Source organism: Rhizobium sp. GW821-FHT14E12 (genome assembly GCF_058803745.1).
On record NZ_JBXAPH010000009.1, the window covers coordinates 272,403 to 292,841 of the forward strand.

The window sequence follows — 20,439 nt, forward strand, 5'->3', positions numbered from 1 at the left end:
AGGCTGCTCCTTTACCGGGATTCGCGGTTGGAATGTATGTGAGGGCGCGGTGCCTCATTTTCAATGATCGGTATTTCACTTTGTCTTGAGCTCCGCAAGCGTCAATGCGAGCGCCTTGTCGGAGAGCGTGTGGATCGAGGCATTCTCGGTATAGACGAGCACGCAGTCGATGCGCTTGCCCGGGTAGAGCGGCGAGAGGATCTCGCGATAGATGGCAAGCTGCGCCCGGTGGGCAAAAGGAATCTGCTCGGCTGAGCGCGGCGGCACGCGGTTGGTCTTGTAGTCGAGGATGACGACGCGGTCGTCGAGCACGGTCAGCCGGTCGATGCGGCCGGAGACGGCATAGGTCTGGTCATCGAGCGTCAGCGTGCCCATGATCGAGACTTCGGCCTGGGCATGGGCGCTGAAAACGCCCTGTAGTTCCGGGTGTGACAGCAGCGCCATGACGGAGCCGATCAGCGCATCGCGCTCCGCTTGCGGCCAGAAGCGCGCGGCCCGTTCGGCATAGCGCCGCGCTGCCTCGGCGCGATCCGCCGACGCGATCTCGGGCAGCGTTTGCAGCATGCGGTGGATGAAGCGACCCTTTTCCAGCGAGCGGTCCGATTTCGCCTTCTCGGTGAACAGCGGCGAGGCGACCAGCAGATTGTCGGCCTCGTCGTCGATGACGGTGCCGGCGCCGGAAGGACTGAGCGGCCGGGGCAGGTTTCGCTGCGGCGGCAGCGGCCGGCTGAGCCCGGCGGGCAGCGCGCCACGGTCGATGGCCTTTTCCGCTTGCTCCATACGCTCGAAACTGCGCTCGACCTGGGTGACGCGCCAGCTCAATCCCTGCCACTCGCCATCCGGTCCCGAGAAGCTGACGGGCGTGCAGCGCTCGCCATCCTGCCGCAGCGCCGCGGAAATCATCGCATGCCATGTGTCGGCGTTTTCGCGGATGCCGCGATAGCCGCAGATGATCAGCCGGTCGGCGGCACGGGTCATGCCGACATAGAGCAGGCGGCGATATTCCTCCTCCGTCAGCGATTGCAGCCTTGCGGTGTCGGCCTGCGTCAATGAATTGGCCAGGGCCGAGACCGGCACCCAAACAGGCAGCGGGATATCCTGTTTGCCGGTCTCGATCAGCCGCATTTTCGGCAGATGCGTATGGGTAAAGGCCTTGCCGCCGCCATCGACGAGGAAGACGATTGGCGCCTCCAGGCCCTTGGAGGCGTGCACGGTCATGATCCGCACCTCATTGCGGCCCTTGTCCTGTTCGCGCTTCACCGTCGGCGCTTCCAGCTCCAGCGTCGAGACGAAGGATTGCAGGCCCGGCAGGCCAGAGGTCTCGTGGTCGAGCGTGAAGGTCAGGAATTCGTCGAGGATATCGCTGACCTCGGTGCCGAGCCGCGCCAGAAATTGCCGCCGGCCACCGAAACTGCCAAGCACGCGGGCGTAGAAATCATGCACGGACAGGCTTTTCGACAGAGCGAGGAAGGTTTTCAGCCGGTCGACCGCATAACGGAACCGCTCATTGCCGTCATCGGCGAATTTCTGCAGATGGCTCCACACGCTTTCATTGCTGTCGCGAAGGGCCGCGACGGCAAAGACATCGTCTTCGCCGAGATCGAATAGCGGGCTCTTCAAAAGAGCCGATAGTGACAGGTCGTCTTCCGGCAGAAGCAGGAACCGGCCAAGCGCCAGAAGGTCCTGAATGGCGATATGGCTGGTCAGCACCAGCCGGTCGGCGCCGGCGACGGGGATATTGTTGCGCCGCTTCAGCGCCCGGGTTAGCGCATTGACGAAGCTGTCGCGCTTACGCACCAAGACGAGGATATCACCGGCTTCGATGAAGCGGGCCTTGCCCTTGTCGATGATCGTCTCGCGGCCGATGAGGTTGCCGATCGTCTGCGCCATGCGCCGCGCCAGGATCGCCGCCGGCGCGCTTTCAGGCGTCGAATCGAAGGGTGCGGTCCAGTCCTCTTCCTTCGCCGCCGGTTCCGGCGCGATCATCTCCCAGAGATCGACGGCGCCGGGATGGCCGATGCGGCTGGAGCGGTGCACGACGGGTTCGTCGACGGCGCTCAGTCCCCGCGCATTTTCCGGCGCTGTGAAGACATGGTCGACGGCGGCGAGCACATCGGCGGTCGAGCGGAAGGAGAGCGGCAGGCGGATCGAGGAAAACTGCTGGCCGCTGGTGGCGACCCGCCGCCGTGTGCGATCGCTTTCCTCGGAGAAACGTTCGGGTCGCGCACCCTGGAAGGAATAGATCGACTGCTTCTCGTCGCCGACCGCGAAAATGGTCCGCAGCGTCTGCCGCGCGCTTTCGCCGGAGAAGAAATCCTCAGCCAGCGATTGGATGACGCTCCATTGGATCGGGCTGGTATCCTGCGCCTCGTCGACGAGGATGTGGTCGATGCCCTGATCCAGCTTGTAGTGGATCCAGGGGCCGACATCCTTCTTGGTGAGGAGATCGGCGGTGCGGGTGATCAGGTCTTCGAAATCGAGCTGGCTGCGGCGCTTCTTCAGCTCTTCATAGTCGCGGTTCAGCCGGTCGGCCAGAACGAGCGCCGCGCGGGTGGCGCGATACATCCGCATCAGCTTCAGCCGATCACGGCAGATGACGACATGGGCGCGGGCAGCAGCTACGGCCTCAGCAAGCGTGGGCGCATCCGCCAGCATCGCCTTGACGAAAAACTGGCTGTCGGATTTCGGTTCGCCCTTGCCCGTCAACATCACCTTTTCGAGGATTTCCGCACGGGCCACCGGGTTTGCCTCGCGCTTGGCGAGACGCAGTGCATAAACAACTTCCTGCGCCTTCGCGCCGCCCTTCTGGTCGGCAAGCGTCAGGTAGAGCTCCAGCGTCGCGCCGGAAAGGCCGGGCAGCGGCCAATACTCTCCCGCGATGCCGGCTTCCGTGTCATCGGCGGAAAGACCGAGCCGGGCGGGCAGTGTGGCGTCGATGCCGCCTTTCCGCTCTGCATCCGTGGTGAAGCGGCGAATGGCGTTGCGCTTGGCGACGATATCGCCAAGCAGCGTCTCCAGTCCGGATTCGTCACCGAGATCCAACACATAGGAAAAGGCTTCCGCAAGCTCGAGATCCCGCTGCGGCGTCGTCGCCGTCAGCAGCGAGCGGCGGGCGTCTTCCAGCAGGGTCGCGGCGGCGCGGTCGTCGAGCACGGAGAAATGGCCGGCGACATTGGCCTCCAGCGGAAATTGATGTAGCAGCGCCTCGCAGAAGGCGTGGATCGTCTGGATCTTCAGCCCACCCGGCGTTTCCAGCGCCTTGGCGAAGAGCCGACGCGCCTCTGCGAGCTTAAACAGATCCGGTTCCGCGCCTTCGATTTCGGCGATCCGGGCCTTCAACTCCTCATCAGACAAGGTTGCCCAGGCGGCCAGCCGGTCGAAGACGCGGTTCGACATTTCTGAGGCGGCGGCCTTGGTATAGGTCAGGCAGAGAATGGCCGAGGGACGCGCGCCGGCAAGCAGCAGGCGGATGACGCGCTGCGTCAGCACATGCGTCTTGCCGGAGCCGGCATTGGCCGAGACCCAGGCGGAACGCTCGGGGTCGGAGGCGATCGATTGCTGCACCGTCGTCCAGCCGATCCAGGCGCCGGCATCGTCGCTGTCGGGCAGGGCGGCCAGTTCGTTGGGGAGGTCACTCATCGCCGCCACCTTCCTGCTCGGTCTCCGCCGTCGACCATTCCGAGACGCGGGCGAGGTGATCGTAGTCACCGCCATATTCGAATTGCTGCGCTGGGATCAGCCGCGAGGAGAAGCCCTTTTCGCCGGATTGCAGCAGGGAGACGAATTTAACCAGCTGGTCCATCGACTCCTGCGCCAGGTCCAGAGCCGATTTCGTTTCCGTCTTGCCGCCACGGCTGGAAAGCTCGTTGTTGACCCGATCGACCTTGAAGCGGTCGCCGGGCCTCAACCGCACATAAAGCAGATTTTCCGGGACGAGCGCGTCGATATCGCGGAAGGCGCCGGCCTTGAGCGCATAGGCTTCCAGCGCCAATTGCGGATCGAGCAGCGTGCGGGCCTGCGCCGGCGAGGGATTGTAGCCGGTCTTGTAGTCGATGATATCGGCGGCCTTTCCACCCTTGAAGTCGATGCGGTCGGCAACGCCGGTGAGCCGGATGCCGATCGGCTCGATCTGAACGCCGGCTGGTACCTCCGTTGCCGTCTTGCGGATCTCCGGCCGCCGTTCCGCTTCCCAGACGAGGAAGGCGCGCGCGACTTCGCGGAAACGCGGCCGCCAGACGCTGTCGATATGCACGGGCAATTGCTCGGCGTCGAACAATTCGGTGAGGATACGGTCCATAGCCAGCGATGCATCCGGCGTGCCGGCGATGTGGCCCTCGCGAATGAAGCGGTCGATGATCTTGTGGTAGAGCGTGCCGCGCTCGGCCGGGCCGGGATCGCGGTTGAAGGGGTCGATCGGGTCGAGCCGCAACACGCGCCGGGCGTAGATCGCATAGGGGTCACGGCGAAGACGGCCGACCTCGCTGAAGGAATAGCTTTTCGGCTGTAGCTCGGCGGGCGGTCTCGGTGCCGGTCTTTGCGCCGGAGCCTGGTTCTCGCCCTGGTCGATCATCCCGGCCCAATGGCGATATTGATCGCCGCGCGTCTTCAAATCGCTGGCAAAAGCCTTGCCGCCCAGCGCCATCAGCCTTTGCAGCCAGCGCGAGGCCACTGTCGGGGTCGAGCCTTGGCGCAATGCCCGCGAATAGATCAGGTCGCGCGTGCCGTTCGCCATTTCGAAATCGTGGGCGAGCTGGCCGATGCGCCGCTCCGGCGGTTCCAGGCCGATCTCGGTCTTCATCGTGCGGGAAATGAAGGGATTATTGGCGGTCTGTCCCGGCCAGGAGCCTTCGTTCAGCCCGCCGAGGATCAGCGTATCGACGCTTTGCAGGCGCGCTTCCAGCGTGCCGAAGATGAACAGGCGCGGATGGCTCAAGGCGCGTGGCTTGACCGCTTGACCCGCGCAGAGTGCTGCCATGATATCGATCCATTGCGGCCCGTCCGCCTCGAGCTGCCCGTCGGTGTCGATGATTTCCTTCAGCAGGCTGGCGAGCGTATCGCCCGCCTCGCCGGACCAGAGTGCGGCCAGACTGCCGCGCTCGTCCGTGGCGACGGCTTCAAGCGCCCGGCCGGTGCGCTCGGCCCATTCGGAGAGAGTGGGGAGGCCGTCAGACGATTGCTGCGAAAGCGCGGATGCTAGCGGCTCGCATGCTCCGCTGACTTGCCGTGCCAGTTCACGCGCCCCATCCACCGCTTCGGGGGTCAAGGATTTGCGCCATTGCGGCGCGTGGCGGTTTTTCGCCTGTTCGGCTAGCTGCCGGTCGAGCAGCACTTCCAGCGCGCCGATATCGACATCGGCGATGCCGCCCCTCAGCGCCAGGATTTCCAGCGCGTCGATGCCGAGCTGCAATGCATCCTGCGGAAGGCCGAAACGGGCGAGGGGATGCTTGAGTAGTGAAACGATGGCAACGGGATCGCCGGGGCGCAATGTTGCCTCGAGCAGCAATTGCAACAGCGCGCCCTGTGGCGTCGCGGTCAGCGGCGTGCCGGCCGAATCGTCGGCGGTGATGCCAAAGCGCGCCAGCTCTGCCGTGACGCGTCGGGCGAGGTTACGGTCCGGCGTGATCAGCGCCGCCTGGCTCTCGCCGCCATCCCGTCCCGGCTTTTCCAGCGCCAGCCGCAAGGCAATGGCGATCGCCGTCGCCTCCTCGCGCTCGTTTGCCGCCTCGATCAGGGCAACATCGGCAAAGGCGTTGCCGATCGCATCGTCGCCAAGTGTTTGCTGCCACGCTCCCCAACCGCTCGTCGCTTTCGCGGGCGCCAGGGCGCGCGAGAGGACCTCGGCGCGCATCTGCATGTCCTCGGTCGCCTCGGCAACGGTTTCGACATCGTTCCGGGGCGTGTGCAGCCGCTTCAAGAGCAGCGACAGGCCATATTGCGGATGGCTGCGCGTTGTCGGATCGACCCTTTCGCCGATGCCGATTTCCGGCGCCACAAGCTGCCAATCCGCTTCCGGCATCGACTGATCAAGCCCCGGCAGGACGATGACCCCTTGCGGCAGCGAGGCGACAGCGGCAATCAGCTCCGCCGTTGCCGGTACGGAACCGGTCGAGCCGGCGATGATGATCGGGCCGGCATGCTGCATGGTGGCGATCCGCTGCGCCTCGGCGCGAAGAATGGCGTTGCGGTGTCGGGCGGGCGAGGATTTGCCAAGTTCCTCCAGCCGCGCCGGCCAGAAGGCGCTGGCGATCTGCAGGAATTCGGCGGTCAGCTGCCACCAGAGCGCATGATCCTCGGCGCTGAGATCGGCAAGTGCTGCCCAATCGCGATCCTCGGTCTCGATGGAGTCGATGAGTTCGGCAAGATTGCGGGCAAGCCAGATGGCATCGGCCGGGCTTGCGGGCGCGACCAGCGGCGAATCCGAATGGATGTCGCGGACGATCTGCGGCAGCTTGTTGCGCCAGGCAAGGATCAGACGCGCCAGTTCCAGCAGGCGGGCGGTATTGGCGAGTGGTTGCACCAGATCGGCGGTCGCCGGCAGCGCCTCCTCGAAATAGCCGCTGTCGTCATCGGTCTCGCCGAGAGGGCGGATCACCGGCAGGATGGCGGAGCGGCCACCGAGGAGGTCGACGAATTCCGAGCGCAGCACGCGCGCCGCGCGCCGTGTGGGCAGGAAGATCGTGACCTTGGCGAGCGACAATGGATCGCTCGGACCATGGCAGAAATGTTCAGTCAGCCGGCCGTCGCAAAGCGCGCTGGCAAGGGTCTTCAGGAAAGGCAGGCCCGCCGGGATCGTCAGGATGCGTTGCCGGTGGCCGCCCGTCATCGTCTCACGCAAACGCCCGGAAAGTCCGGATCGTCTCCTCCGCCTCACCGACCGCTTCCGGCGTGCCGACGGTCAGCCAATGGCCGTCGAGCATCGTGCCATAGAGCCGGCCCGTGGCAATCGACTTGTCGTAATAGGTGTTGACGTTGAAGGCGTCATCAGGCGCATCGTCGAGAACGGCTGGGGTCATGACCAGCGTCCCCGCATAGACGACGCCATTCTGAGCGACATCGCGATAGCGCGAAAGCCGACCATCGTCAGCCAGACCGAAATCGTTCTTGCCATTATGGCCGGTGGTCTTTTCGAGCGCGACACAGAGCATGGCCATGTCCATGCGCTCGGCATCGAAGAATCCGGCTAGGCGTTGCAGATTGGTGGGGCGACCCTGCGTTTCGCCGATCCAGAAGAGATCCGAATTCATGACGAAAACCGGGTCACGGCCCAGAAGCTTCAGCCCCTTGGCCAGCCCACCGCCATTGTTCATCAACGCCTCCCGCTCGTCCGAGATCAGGATTTCGAGCTTGCGATAATTGCGCAGATGCGCCTCCATCTGGTCGGCATGGTGATGCACGTTCACGACCGCCCGCTCGACGCCGGCTTCCGCCAGCGCATCCAGCGCATAGTCGATCATCGGCTTGCCGGCGATCTTTACCAGCGGTTTCGGGATGGTGTCGGTGATCGGGCGCATGCGGGTTCCGAGCCCCGCGGCCAGCACCATGGCTTGTCTGATGGTCATCTCGTCTCGAACTCGTGATTCGGCTGCTGTCTTCCTTTAGCACAACGCCGGAAAACCGTCGCCCGGTCTCGGGCTGCTATGCCTCGCCTATCCCGGCCTTCGCGCACCAGTCGCGCAAGGGGGCGAGCGCTTCGTGCTCGAAAGCGATGGCGAGATAGCTGAGCGTGCGCGGCATGTGCTTCAGGTAGCCGGGCTTGCCGTCGCGCTGCAACAGCCGCACCCAGAGGCCGGCGAGCTTGCAATTGCGCTGCGCCGACATGATCGCCCAGCTCTTCAGGAATCTGGCTTCATCGAAATTGCCCTGCGCGCGCCGGAGCGACAGGTAATCGTCCATCAGCTGGTCGTGCAAAGGCCGTTCGATGGTCACGCGCGCATCCTGGACGATCGAGGTGAGGTCGTAGGCCGTCGGCCCGATCATCGCATCCTGGAAATCGATCATGCCAACGCGCCGGATACCTTTTTCCTTCGCCTGCCAGATAAGATTGGGCGAGTGGAAGTCGCGCAGCAGCAGGCTCTTTTCAGCGCCGTCCAACTGATCGATCAGAGCGTCCCAGATTGCCAGATAGTCGGCGCGTTCCTCGTCGCTGGCCGGCGTGCCGCGTTTCCAGGGCAGGTGCCAGTCGAGGAGCAACCGTGCTTCCATCTTCATGGCCGTGCGGTCGAAATCGGGCACATGATGGATATGATCCGGCGGGACCGGAATATCCCGTGGAATGGTCAGGCCGTGCAGATGTGCGAGACAGGCGACGCTGGCGCGATAGCGCTCGGCAATCGGTCTGCCCTCGTCGTCGAGCACGCCGTCGGTGCCGAGATCCTCGATCAGCAGGATGCCTTGGTCGTAGTCGACCGCGAAGATCTCCGGCGCGGCAAAGCCGTTTTTATGCAGCTCATTGGCGATCGCGACGAAAGGATAGGCGTCTTCGGCCAGATGCGCGACCTTGGGGTAGGGCTTGCCGTCGAGCACCGCCGGTCCCTCCGGCAGGCGCGGCCAGTCCATCAGGATCACTTCGCTGCCGCCGCCCTGCGGATAGATCGATTCATAGGCGCGGAGCGACGCATCACCCGTCAGAAACCGGCGCTCTGCGCCCACATAGCCGTTGGCATCGAGAAAAGCGCGGATCGCCAAAACGCGCTGGATACGGGCCATTGGCTTTGCAGGTGCCGTGATCGTCGCCCGGCGTCCTTCGCTCTCATGCTCCAGCTTGAGGGCGATGCGCTCTTTCGGCAGCTCGCTCTCGGCCATCTCAGGCCATTCCACCAGGCAGATGCCGGTCTGCAGCGCCTCGTCAAAGCCGAGTTCTGCAAGCTCGCTTGGGTCGCCCAAGCGATAGAGATCGAAATGCGAAACCGGGATACGCAGCTCGTAGGATTGCACCAGCGTGAAGGTCGGGCTCGGCACGTCGAGTTCGGCATCGTCCGCCATGGCGCGCAGCAAGGCGCGGGCAAGCGACGATTTCCCCGCGCCGAGATCGCCCGACAGCGCCACGCAGTCGCCGACCCTCAGAGCGAGCGCCAGATCCTCGCCGAGCCGTGTGGTCGCCGCGTCGTCTGCCAGGAAAAGGGAGATGCTGGTGTTTGCTGCTGTCATTCTGCTGCGACGGAGTGCGGCGATTCGGCGGAAGGGATTCGGCAGTTGACCGTTGTTCCCTTGCCCGGCTGACTTTCGATCGAGACCTGGCCGTCATGCAGGCTGACGAAGCTTTCGACGATGGAGAGACCGAGGCCCGCGCCGCTGCGTTTGCCGCCCTTGCCGCTCGAGGCGAAGCGGTTGAACACCGTGCGCATGATCTCTTCCGAAATGCCAGGACCCTTGTCAGCGACCGAGAAGACGAAATCCGTGCCGTCACGCCCGCATGTGAGCGCGATGGTCGATCCCTCGGGCGCGAAATTGGCGGCATTGGTCAAAAGCTTGAGCAGGATCTGCTTCAGCCGCTGCTGATCGGCGACGACGGAGCCGAGATGGGCGGGCACGGTGATTTCCAGCGTCACGCCGCTTTCCTGCAGCCGGTCGGCGATCTGCATCGACACTTCATCGAGAAGGTCGTCGAGCGCTATCTCGGAATAGTTCAGCCGCATGATGCCGGCATCGACGGTCGCCAGATCGAGAATGTCGTTGACCAGCGTCAAGAGCACCGCGGACGAGGTGGAGATATGGTCGATATACTCCGCCTGCCGGTCGTTCAGCGAGCCGATGCCGGGCGTCTTCAGAAGATCGGTAAAGCCGATGATGTTGGTGAGCGGCGAGCGCAGCTCGTAGGAGACATGCTGGACGAAATCGTTCTTCAGCTCGTCGGCCTTCAGCAGCGCTTCGTTCTTTTCGGTAAGCGCCCGTTCGGCGCGCACGCTGTCGGTCTTGTTGACGAAGGTCAGCATGGTCTGCGCGTTCGGCAGCGGAATGACGGCATAGTCGAGGACGAGGTTGGAATAGAGCTCCAGCGTACCCTGTGATGACGGCCGTTCGTCATCGAAGCTGGTGATCTGCTCGGCAAACCGCTTCCAGCCATCCGGCCGGTCATAGGATGGCGTGCAGGCTTCGGCCAGCGCCTGGATATGCGTACCGGGCTTTGCCTGAACTTCGGTGATGTTCCACAATATGCGGAACGCCGGGTTGGACAGGCGGATACGGCCATCGGGGCCGAACACGGCCACACCTTCGGAAAGGTGGTCGATGGTCTCGCCCTGTACCTTGACCAATGTGTTGTATCGCGTTTCGAGATCGACCTGTTCGGTCAGGTTCTCGAACACCCAGGTGGCGCCGCCCTGCGGATGCGCTGTGGCGAAGACGCGTAAAATCTGGCCGTTCGGCAGGTGCCAAAGGTCGGCTTGCGTATCGAGGGCGCGGTAAACGGAGAGAACGCCGTCTTTCCAGGTCTTCCAGTTCAGTTGTTCCGGCAGCTTCTTGGCACTGCGCAACCGATCCAATAGCTCGCTATTATCCGGCTTTTTCTCGAGGAAGGCGATGTCCAGTTCCCAGAGCTGGACGAAAGCCTGATTGTAGAATTGCAGCCGCCGGTCGCCGTCGAAGATGGCAACCGGTGTCGCCAGGTGATCGAGCGTTTCGGCGTGGCTCTTCAGCGTGCGCTCCAGCTCGGCGCGAACTGTTTCGGTCTCGGAGACGTCGATCGCCATGCCGGCCGAACCGTTCGGCAACTTGATGTCGATGACGTCGAAGAAGGTGCGGTTGCCGTGAACGACGGTGGAAATCTTGTCGTGGAAGGGGGATTCCGGCGTGGCGGAGGCGCGAATGCGCTCGCGGGCGACGGTGGTCAGGAATTCGCGGCCTTCGCGAAGGGCCTCGTCCGGCGAAACGGCCTCGACCGCTTCGCCATAGGCATGGTTGACCCAGGTGAGCTGGCCGTCGGCGTCGCGTTGCCAGACCGGCAGGTCGATGGCGTCGAGCAGGTTCTGGAAGGCGGAGATCGAGGTCATCAGCCGTTCGCGCTCGATCTTCAGCTCGGCCAGTTCGGCGCGCAGATTGTTGAGCGCGATGAAGCGGACGAAGGCGCGGCCACCGGAGATGCGGCCCTGTGCTTCCAGGATCTCTTCACGGTTCGTTTCGACCACGATGTCGAAGCTCTGGCCGCTGCCACGCAGCTTGTCGATCGCCTTTTCCAACTCGCCGGCCGACCAGGATTTCAGCCAGCGGCCGAACGCGAGAAACTCGTTGTCCTGCGGTGCGCCGGTCTCGACGGGCAACTGGCCCAGCAGCTCCGGCCGTGCGTTCTGGCCGTCCCAGATGATGATGCGGCGGTTCTTGTCGGCGATCAGCGCCTGATATTGCGAGATGCGCTGGTTGGCATCGGAAAGCGCCGTGCGGATTTCGCGGCTCTCGCTTTCCAGATTGCCGCGCTGACGGACCATCCAGACGGTCGACAGCAGCGCCGCCGAAATCACGCCGATGATGACGGAGAAGACTGCCATTTCGGAGGAGGTGAAGAGACGGACCACCGCCGGCGCAGCTGTGCTGGTCTGCGCCAGAACAGGACCCGCCAGGCTGGTCGCAATGCCACCAAAAATGCTGAGGCGCAGCAGGCGCGCCAACGAGGCCAATGGGCGCATATCCCCGCGCCGCTTCATCCACGGTAAAAACATATATGCGCCGCCCTGCCGCCGCCGCGCGGATGCCTTTTCGGGCATCGCCGAGCCAAGCAGGTTGTCTTTCGCTTCAGACATAAGCGGTCTGTCTCCGTCCTTCAGAGCATGATGCCGAAAAGTGCAAGCGGTTTTCGGACGACATCATGCTCTACTTATTTGTTTGTGGAGCGGATTCAGATTTTAGGTCGAGCCGACCCAAAATCATCCGACTCTACTGTGCCGCATCTCGACAAGACATCCCATTTTCATGGCTCCGAGGAAGCCCCGGTTCGTCACGAATCAAGTCTAAAAACAATACTGCCTAAGGGAATCGCCGGGAAGGGAGTCGGCCAAAAAATAAGCCCCGGCATTTGTCAATGCCGGGGCCACAAGATGTTGTGGATATAGATCGCTAGATCAGTATCTGTAGTGGTCAGACTTAAACGGACCCTGTGGCGTCACGCCGATATACGCAGCCTGCTCGCCAGAAAGCTCAGTCAATTTCACGCCGAGCTTGCCAAGATGCAGGCGCGCAACCTTCTCGTCGAGGTGCTTGGGCAGCACGTAGACCTGGTTCTGGTACTGGCCAGGCTTGGTGAAGAGCTCGATCTGCGCCAGCGTCTGGTTGGTGAAGGAGGCCGACATCACGAAGGACGGATGGCCGGTGGCGTTGCCGAGGTTCAAGAGGCGGCCTTCCGACAGAAGGATGATGCGGTTGCCCTTGGCGAACTCGATCAGGTCGACCTGCGGCTTGACGTTCGTCCACTTGAGGTTACGGAGCGCCGCAACCTGGATCTCGTTGTCGAAGTGGCCGATGTTGCCGACGATCGCCATATCCTTCATCGCGCGCATATGGTCGATGCGGATGACGTCCTTGTTGCCGGTGGTGGAGATGAAGATGTCGGCGCTGGAGACGACGTCTTCGAGCAGGACCACTTCATAGCCGTCCATGGCAGCCTGGAGCGCGCAGATCGGATCGACTTCCGTGACCTTGACGCGGGCGCCGGCGCCGGAAAGCGAGGCAGCCGAACCCTTGCCGACGTCGCCATAACCGCAGACGACGGCGACCTTGCCGGCCATCATGACGTCGGTAGCGCGGCGGATGCCGTCGACCAGCGATTCCTTGCAGCCGTACTTGTTGTCGAACTTCGACTTGGTGACGGAGTCGTTGACGTTGATCGCCGGGAAGGGCAGCAGGCCCTTCTGGCTGAGCTGGTACAGGCGGTTGACGCCGGTTGTGGTTTCTTCGGTCACGCCCTTGATGGCGTCGCGCTGCTTGGTGAACCAGCCCGGCGATGCCGCAAGACGCTTCTTGATCTGTGCGAAGAGGATTTCTTCTTCTTCCGAATGCGGATCGGAGAGGACGTCCTCGCCGGCTTCGGCGCGGGCGCCGAGCAGAATGTACATGGTGGCGTCGCCGCCATCGTCGAGGATCATGTTGGAGAGGCCGCCATCTGCCCACTGGAAGATCTTATCGGTGTAGATCCAGTAGTCTTCGAGGCTTTCACCCTTGATGGCGTAGACCGGAACGCCGGAAGCGGCGATTGCGGCAGCGGCATGGTCCTGGGTGGAGAAGATGTTGCACGAAGCCCAGCGAACTTCTGCGCCGAGAGCGACCAGCGTCTCGATGAGAACGGCTGTTTGAATCGTCATGTGCAGCGAGCCGGTGATGCGCGCGCCCTTGAGCGGCTTGGTTTCGCCGAATTCTGTGCGGCAAGCCATCAGGCCGGGCATTTCGGTTTCGGCGATCGTGATTTCCTTGCGGCCGAAGTCGGCAAGGCCGATATCCGCGACGATGTAGTCGTTTTCAGTGCTCATCAAAGGGTCTCCAGCCTGAACGATGCAATCGCGCCTGGGCAAACGCCTCGGCCGAATGCAACAAAATTGCACGCTGACAGCGTGGTAGGATGATGCCGTGTAGCAGGCTTCAGGCGGGAAATCAATAATGATATAAAGAAGTCTTTATGTCTTTATATCCCAATTCATGAGACCAAGCAGCGAGGGCTTACATCTCTTCGCCGAACTTGTCGGCGACAAGCTTATCCAGCGCCTCGAGCGCTTCGGTAGCCTGCTTGCCGCTGGCGGTTACCAGCACGCTGCAGCCGGGGCTGGCAGCGAGCATCATCAGGCCCATGATCGAGTTGCCGCCCACCGTGGTTCCGTCCTTGGAGACGGTGATGGTGGCGTCGTAGGCTTCGACGGTCTGGACGAATTTGGCGGAGGCGCGGGCATGGAGGCCGCGCTTGTTGATGATCAGAAGTTCCCGGGAGAGCGCGGTCATGTGCAGGATGTTTGTCTCGTCATTTGCCGCTGAGCACGCGGCTGGCCACGTTGATGTATTTGCGCCCGGCCTCGGAAGCTTCGACCAAGGCCCGCTCCATATTGTTGTCGCCGCGCACGCCTGCGAGCTTGATCAGCATCGGCAGATTGACGCCGGCAATGACCTCGGTGTGGCCGCTATTCATGACGGAGATGGCGAGATTGGAGGGGGTACCGCCGAACATGTCGGTCAGGATGATGACTCCATGTCCGTCGTCAGCGCCGGTCACGGCCTGCAGGATATCCTGCCGCCGCTTGTCCATGTCGTCTTCGGGACCAATCGATACCGTCTCTATGAACTTCTGCGGACCAACGACATGCTCGACCGCATGCCGAAACTCTTCAGCCAGCTTGCCATGAGTGACAAGCACAAGTCCGATCATGATATTACTGCTCCCATCGCACACGCAAACAGGTGGGCCATATCGCAATGCAGCAATGTCGTCCACCAGTGGGGGGACATCTTGGCGATGAAAAGACGAAGTGCAAGCTTAAAATACGATAATTGCGCGGCTATAGAGGCCAGAATGGCCGATTAATCTAAATCCACAGCGATTTTTGCCATAATTGTGGCGAGCGGATTAATCGATATTGCCGAGAGCCGGATCAGCGGCAGGCGGATGGATCCGGTGACATCGACCTGCTCATTCTCGGGCGGAAGCCTCTCGGCCGTTGCCGGATCGACCGGGCGTATGGCGAAATGCATTTCGGCCTCAGAAACATGCGGCAGCCGCACGATCCCGGTATAGCGGATCTCCATCAGTCCGGCGATCGAAGGCGGACATTCGGCGATGACGGCGCCGCCCCGACGCGTGATGAAAACCTGATCGTCGGCGACCAGAGCTGCTGCAAGGCCAAGCGGCTTGGCGGCGGCAAGGCACGAGAAGGCGAGAGAGGATTTGCCGCTGCCCGAGGCCCCAAGAAACAGAAGGCCGGTCTTGCCGACGACGATCGCCGTTGCGTGGACGTTGGTTGCCTCGGTGCTCATGCCGGTGTTTCGGCGGGCAGCGACAGGATGAAGCGGGCGCCGAGCAGCGTCGTGCCGTCGCCGTCGACAATGTTTTCGGCACGCAGCGATCCGCCATGCGCCTCGGCGATCTGCCGGCTGATCGACAGGCCGAGACCCGAATTCTGGCCGAAATCTTCCACTTCCGGCCGGTCGGTATAGAAGCGCTCGAAGATGCGGTCGATGTTTTCCGCCTGAATACCCGGGCCGTTATCCTCGATATAGATGACGCAGCGCGTTCTCGTACGCGTCAGCCGGACGGTGATCTTTCCGATGTCCTTGGCAACGAAGGAGCGGGCATTTTCAACGAGATTGGTGATGATCTGGCCGATGCGCAGATCATGGCCGTTGGCGGTGAATTTGGTTTTCACGCCGGGCTTGCGGTCGACGATATACTCTATCTCGACCGCTTTCTTGCTATGCCCGACCTGCCGGGAAATGTCGATCATGTCGCGCAGCAGCACTTCGAGATCGAGGGACTTTTCGTCCGAGCGGGCCAGTTCGGCATCGAGGCGCGAGGCGTCGGAGATGTCGCTGATCAGCCGGTCGAGGCGGCGCACGTCATGCTGGATCACGTCCATCAGCCGCTTCTTGGAATCGTCGCTCTTGGCAAGCGGCAGCGTCTCGACGGCGCTGCGCAGCGATGTCAGCGGGTTCTTCAATTCATGGCTGACATCGGCGGCGAAACTCTCGATCGCATCGATGCGGTCGTAGAGTGCCGACGTCATGTCGCGCAGCGCAATCGACAGATTGCCGATCTCGTCCTGACGGGCGGAGAAATCCGGGATTTCCTCACGTTCCTTGGCGCCGCCGCGGCGCACGCGGATGGCGGCGGCGGAAAGCCGGCGCAGCGGATTGGCGATGGTCGAGGACAGAAGCAGCGACAGCACGACGTTGACCAGTGTCGCCACCCCGAAGACGCGCATGATCGCCAGCCGCTCGGCATGGACGATCTTGTCGATGTCGCCGGCCTGGGTTGAGAGCAGCAGCACGCCGAGGACGGCGCGGAAACGTTGGATGGGAACTGCGACCGAGACGATCAACTCACCCTTTTCCGTGGTACGCACGACCGCGCCACGCACGCCAGTCAGTGCATTCATCACTTCCGGATAGATCGAGCCGTCGCCGCCGGGCGCTTCCTTATAGACGGGCAGGTTGCCGGGCTGCAGCATCTTGTTGAGCAACCCGCTGAACCAGTCCGACCAGCTTTGCTTCTCGTCGTCGACCGGCGGCAGGTCGTAGCGCAGCACCTGGCCGCGCGAATAGAGGTGGCGGCTGTCGAGCAGCAGGTTGGCGTCGGCATCGAAGATGCGGGCGCGGGTGCGCGTCGGCGAGATCAGCCGCGTCAGCACCGGTGCTACCTTTTCCGGATCGATCGGAAATTCCAGGTCCTCGTCGTTCGGGACGGGCGTGATGCTCTGGCCGGCCTGGAGTTCCAACAGCTTTTGCGGATCGATGGTGATGGAGTTGGTGTCGACCGAGGCGGACGCCGAGACGGCGCCGGCGATGATCTCGCCCTGGGTCAGCAGGCTTTCGACGCGGGCGTCGATCAGGCCTTCGCGGAACTGGTTGAGATAGAGGATGCCGCCAACGAGAACGACGAGGGCGGCGAGGTTGAAGAACAGGATGCGCCGCGTCAGGCTGGAAAAGACGGCATTGCCGAAGATGCGGCGGATCAGCGTGAAAGGGTGAGTCCAGCGGCGACGGGCGATCCTGGCACCGCTCGGGGTTTCCGCGTCGTCGATATCTCTATCTCTGTGCTGCACCAGCTGCGCCAAGCCAACGGCCCTTTCGAAGAACGGGATCGCCGATCCCGTCCGCATGCTCTTATTCCATTGTCCGCCGCATGGTCCAGTTAACTATTCGAGCATGGTGCCGAAAAATGTAAGCGGTTTTCGGACGGCATCATGCTCTATCTTTTTTCTAGAGCGGATTCAGATTTTAGGTCGGACAGACCTGAAATCATCCGGCTCTAGGCAGCTTCGCGGAAGCGATAGCCGACGCCATACAGCGTTTCGATCATATCAAAATCGAGATCGACCATCTTGAATTTCTTGCGCAGCCGCTTGATGTGGCTGTCGATGGTGCGGTCGTCGACATAAACCTGCTCGTCATAGGCGGCGTCCATCAGGGCATCGCGGCTCTTCACGACGCCGGGGCGCTGCGCCAGCGAGTGCAGGATCAGGAATTCCGTGACGGTCAGCGTTACCGGTTCGCCTTTCCAGGTGCAGGTATGGCGTTCCTGGTCCATGACCAACTGGCCGCGTTCGAGCGAACGGGCCTGCTGGGTGGCGCCAGGCTTCGGTGCTGCGCTGCCGCCGGCATTGTTTGCGGCTTCACGGGCGGAGGCGCGGCGAAGCACGGCCTTGACGCGCTCGACCAGCAGGCGCTGCGAGAAGGGCTTGGTGATGAAGTCGTCGGCGCCCATTTTCAGGCCGAAGAGCTCGTCGATCTCTTCATCCTTCGAGGTCAGGAAGATCACCGGTATATCGGACTTCTGCCGCAGGCGGCGCAGAAGCTCCATGCCGTCCATGCGCGGCATCTTGATGTCGAAGATCGCCAGTTGCGGCGGCCGGGCAAGCAGGCCATCGAGCGCGGAAGCGCCGTCGGTGTAGGTTTCGACCTTATATCCCTCGGCTTCCAGTGCAATCGACACGGAAGTCAGAATATTGCGGTCGTCGTCTACGAGCGCGATTGTCAACATGGTGTTCGTCTCCGTCATTAGTGCGCGTCTCCCGGATTTGGAAACCAGCCCAGGTGGGTTGCCAGCTCGGTTGGCGATAACCTGGCGCGCTTATGGGGATAAAGGTGGAACAAATTGTGGCAAAGATAAAGGGGTGGATTGTTGAACGGGAAAAACCCTGACCTGGAGTTGTGCGACCAAACGTCTCGATGTCGCTCATTCAAACGATTTAAAATTATTGATATTTATCTAAATCGATTAAATACCTGATATCATTCGATATTTCTCGTTATTTGCTCTTGTGCTTTTAAAAGGAGGCCACTAGGTTTCATTTAGTTTAACGGCCACGGCCCTGTAGAGGAATGAAGCGATGGAGCAATTCGGCGTCCGTAATCCCGCAATCGAACTCGACTCGATCGGTCTGGGAGCCGCTGCCAGCGTGCGCTATAACCTCCTGGAGTCTCATCTTTACGAGGAAGCGATTCGTCGGCGCGAAGCCGATCTGACCGCTCATGGCGCGCTCAGGGCATTGACCGGGCAACATACCGGCCGTTCGCCGAAGGACAAGTTCGTCGTTCGCAACGCCGTCACCGAAGACCAGATCTGGTGGGACAACAACAAGCCGATGTCGCCGGAGCATTTCGCCCTGCTGCATAAGGACATGCTGGCGCATGTGCACGGCAAGGATCTGTTCGTCCAGGACCTGATCGGCGGCGCCGATCATGACTACGCCCTGCCGACGCGGGTCGTCACCGAATTTGCCTGGCACTCGCTGTTCATCCGCAACCTTCTGATCCGCCCGGAGCGCTCGGCGCTGGAAAGTTTCGCACCGAAGCTGACCATCATCGATCTGCCGAGCTTCCGCGCCGATCCCGAGCGTCATGGCTGCCGTACGGAAACGGTGATCGCCTGCGACCTCGTCAACGGCATCGTCCTGATCGGCGGCACGTCTTACGCCGGCGAGATGAAGAAGTCGGTCTTCACCGTGCTCAACTACCTCCTGCCGGAACGCGGCGTCATGCCGATGCATTGCTCGGCCAATGTCGGTCCGGAAGGCGACGCGGCGATCTTCTTCGGCCTGTCGGGCACCGGCAAGACGACTCTGTCGGCCGATCCGACGCGCACGCTCATCGGTGACGACGAGCATGGCTGGGGCGAAAACGGCATCTTCAATTTCGAAGGCGGCTGCTACGCCAAGACCATCCGCCTGTCGGCCGAGGCCGAGCCGGAAATCTACGAGACGACCCGCCGCTTCGGCACGGTGCTCGAAAATGTCGTGCTCGACGAGCATGGCGTGCCGGATCTCGACGACGGTTCACTGACGGAGAACACCCGCAGCGCCTATCCGCTGCATTTTATCCCGAATGCCTCGGAATCCGGCATGACCGGCCATCCCGAGACGATCATCATGCTGACAGCCGACGCTTTCGGCGTCATGCCGCCGATCGCCCGGCTGACACCGGACCAGGCCATGTACCACTTCCTCTCCGGCTACACCGCTAAGGTTGCCGGTACGGAAAAGGGCGTTGTCGAGCCGGAAGCCACCTTCTCGACCTGCTTCGGCGCTCCCTTCATGCCGCGTCACCCGACCGAATACGGCAATCTGCTGAAGGAGCTGATCGCCCGCCACGGTGCCGGCTGCTGGCTTGTCAACACCGGCTGGACCGGCGGCGCCTACGGCACCGGCCGGCGCATGCCGATCAAGGCGACGCGCGCACTGCTGGCCGCTGCTCTGAAGGGTGACCTCGACAAGGCCGAGTTCCGTATCGACCCGAATTTCGGTTTCGCGGTGCCGGTTACCGTCGAGGGTGTCGATAGCGCCATTCTCGATCCGCGCTCCACCTGGGCTGATGGTCAGGCCTATGACGCGCAGGCGGCCAAGCTGGTGCAGATGTTCGTGTCCAACTTCGCCAAGTTCGAGGACCATGTCGACGGCAACGTCCGCGACGCGGCCCCGGGATTGCGCGCCGCGGCGGAATAATCCGCCGCATCGCATTGATGACTCACGTGAAACCCCGGTAGCTGGTCTGCCGGGGTTTCATTTTGCCGCCTGCTGTTTTCAACCGCGCTTCAATATGGGATAGACAGGCGCGGAGAAAATCATGGCCAGCGACGCGCTTTACATCAACGACCGGATCACCATTGCCGGCTGGGAACTGACGGAACAATTCGTTCTGGCGGGCGGTCCCGGCGGGCAGAATGTCAACAAGGTCGCAACCGCCGTCCAGCTTTTCTTCGGTCTCGTGAATTCGCCGTCGCTCAACGATCGCGTCAAGGCCAACGCCGTGAGGCTCGCCGGGCGCCGCGTTTCCAAGGACGGTGTGCTGATGATCGAGGCCAGCCGTTTCCGCAGCCAGGACCGCAACCGCGAGGATGCGCGCGAGCGTCTGAAGGAACTGATCCTCGAAGCCGCCGCCCCACCGCCGCCGCCACGCAAGAAGACCAAGCCGACCAAAGGCTCGATCGAACGGCGCCTGAAGGAGAAATCCGGCCGCTCGGAAGTCAAGAAGATGCGCGGCAAGCCAGGCGGCGACTAGGTTTTCGGGCTGTGGTTTTCGTTTGGGTGGGGTAAAATGGGGCTTGTCAGGTGAGTCTTGTAGCGCTGCAACTGTGTGCCTGGCCCCTCATCCTAGCCTTCTCCCCGCAATGCGGGGAGAAGGGACGACCGCGCAAGCTATCTAACCTCTCCACCCGGATGGGCATTGCACTAGGCAAGATAGGCTCCCTCTCCCCGCTTGCGGGGAGAGCGACTGTCTTGTTGGTCAAGCTGATTGCCATGGTTTTTGATCCCGGATGAT

The 20,439-nt window shown here is 62.3% G+C and carries 13 protein-coding genes; 2 read left to right on the forward strand and 11 right to left on the reverse strand.

Features of this window, described 5'->3' with window-relative positions; all coding sequences use genetic code 11:
- Positions 1-75: 75 nt before the first annotated feature.
- From addA to AC1RO0_RS26735, 11 genes are all read right to left on the reverse strand, one after another.
- On the reverse strand, positions 76-3,639 hold the full coding sequence (gene addA / locus AC1RO0_RS26685) for a double-strand break repair helicase AddA (protein WP_498595571.1): 3,564 nt from the start codon (positions 3,637-3,639) through the stop codon (positions 76-78).
- Positions 3,632-6,823 carry a double-strand break repair protein AddB gene (gene addB / locus AC1RO0_RS26690; RefSeq protein WP_498595587.1) on the reverse strand — a complete coding sequence of 1,064 codons (3,192 nt, stop codon included), beginning with the start codon at positions 6,821-6,823 and terminating at the stop codon, positions 3,632-3,634. The genes addA and addB overlap by 8 nt, the downstream gene beginning before the upstream one ends.
- 4 nt (positions 6,824-6,827) lie before the next feature.
- Entirely contained in the window at positions 6,828-7,559 is a 732-nt protein-coding gene (locus AC1RO0_RS26695; RefSeq protein WP_498595572.1) for a nucleotidyltransferase family protein, read from the reverse strand.
- A gap of 76 nt (positions 7,560-7,635) precedes the next feature.
- Entirely contained in the window at positions 7,636-9,147 is a 1,512-nt protein-coding gene (gene tsaE / locus AC1RO0_RS26700) for a tRNA (adenosine(37)-N6)-threonylcarbamoyltransferase complex ATPase subunit type 1 TsaE (RefSeq protein ID WP_498595573.1), read from the reverse strand.
- Complete coding sequence (locus AC1RO0_RS26705) at positions 9,144-11,618, reverse strand: PAS domain-containing sensor histidine kinase (protein WP_498595588.1); 2,475 nt, start codon at positions 11,616-11,618, stop codon at positions 9,144-9,146. The genes tsaE and AC1RO0_RS26705 overlap by 4 nt, the downstream gene beginning before the upstream one ends.
- A gap of 432 nt (positions 11,619-12,050) precedes the next feature.
- Positions 12,051-13,451: an adenosylhomocysteinase gene (gene ahcY / locus AC1RO0_RS26710; RefSeq protein ID WP_498595574.1), complete on the reverse strand. Its 1,401-nt coding sequence runs from the start codon at positions 13,449-13,451 to the stop codon at positions 12,051-12,053.
- Positions 13,452-13,638: 187 nt separating this feature from the next.
- Positions 13,639-13,914 (reverse strand): HPr family phosphocarrier protein, encoded by a 276-nt coding sequence (locus AC1RO0_RS26715; protein ID WP_007698588.1) that lies wholly within the window; start codon positions 13,912-13,914, stop codon positions 13,639-13,641.
- Between the two features lie 19 nt (positions 13,915-13,933).
- The gene (locus tag AC1RO0_RS26720; RefSeq protein WP_007698585.1) at positions 13,934-14,335 is read right to left on the reverse strand and encodes a PTS sugar transporter subunit IIA; all 402 of its coding nucleotides are present in this window, start codon (positions 14,333-14,335) and stop codon (positions 13,934-13,936) included.
- 152 nt (positions 14,336-14,487) lie between these two features.
- Positions 14,488-14,940: an HPr kinase/phosphorylase gene (locus AC1RO0_RS26725; RefSeq protein ID WP_498595575.1), complete on the reverse strand. Its 453-nt coding sequence runs from the start codon at positions 14,938-14,940 to the stop codon at positions 14,488-14,490.
- A complete protein-coding gene (locus AC1RO0_RS26730) occupies positions 14,937-16,736 on the reverse strand; it encodes a stimulus-sensing domain-containing protein (protein ID WP_498595589.1) in 1,800 nt (599 codons plus the stop codon). Before AC1RO0_RS26730 ends, AC1RO0_RS26725 begins: the two co-directional genes overlap by 4 nt.
- 194 nt (positions 16,737-16,930) lie before the next feature.
- Positions 16,931-17,662: a response regulator transcription factor gene (locus tag AC1RO0_RS26735; RefSeq protein ID WP_193561730.1), complete on the reverse strand. Its 732-nt coding sequence runs from the start codon at positions 17,660-17,662 to the stop codon at positions 16,931-16,933.
- Positions 17,663-18,011: 349 nt separating this feature from the next.
- On the opposite strand from AC1RO0_RS26735, the gene AC1RO0_RS26740 reads away from it, so the two are divergent.
- Entirely contained in the window at positions 18,012-19,622 is a 1,611-nt protein-coding gene (locus tag AC1RO0_RS26740; RefSeq protein WP_498595576.1) for a phosphoenolpyruvate carboxykinase, read from the forward strand.
- A 121-nt stretch (positions 19,623-19,743) separates the two neighbouring features.
- Positions 19,744-20,178, forward strand: coding sequence for an alternative ribosome rescue aminoacyl-tRNA hydrolase ArfB (arfB, locus tag AC1RO0_RS26745; RefSeq protein ID WP_047453894.1), 435 nt, complete (start codon positions 19,744-19,746; stop codon positions 20,176-20,178).
- Positions 20,179-20,439 lie beyond the last annotated feature (261 nt).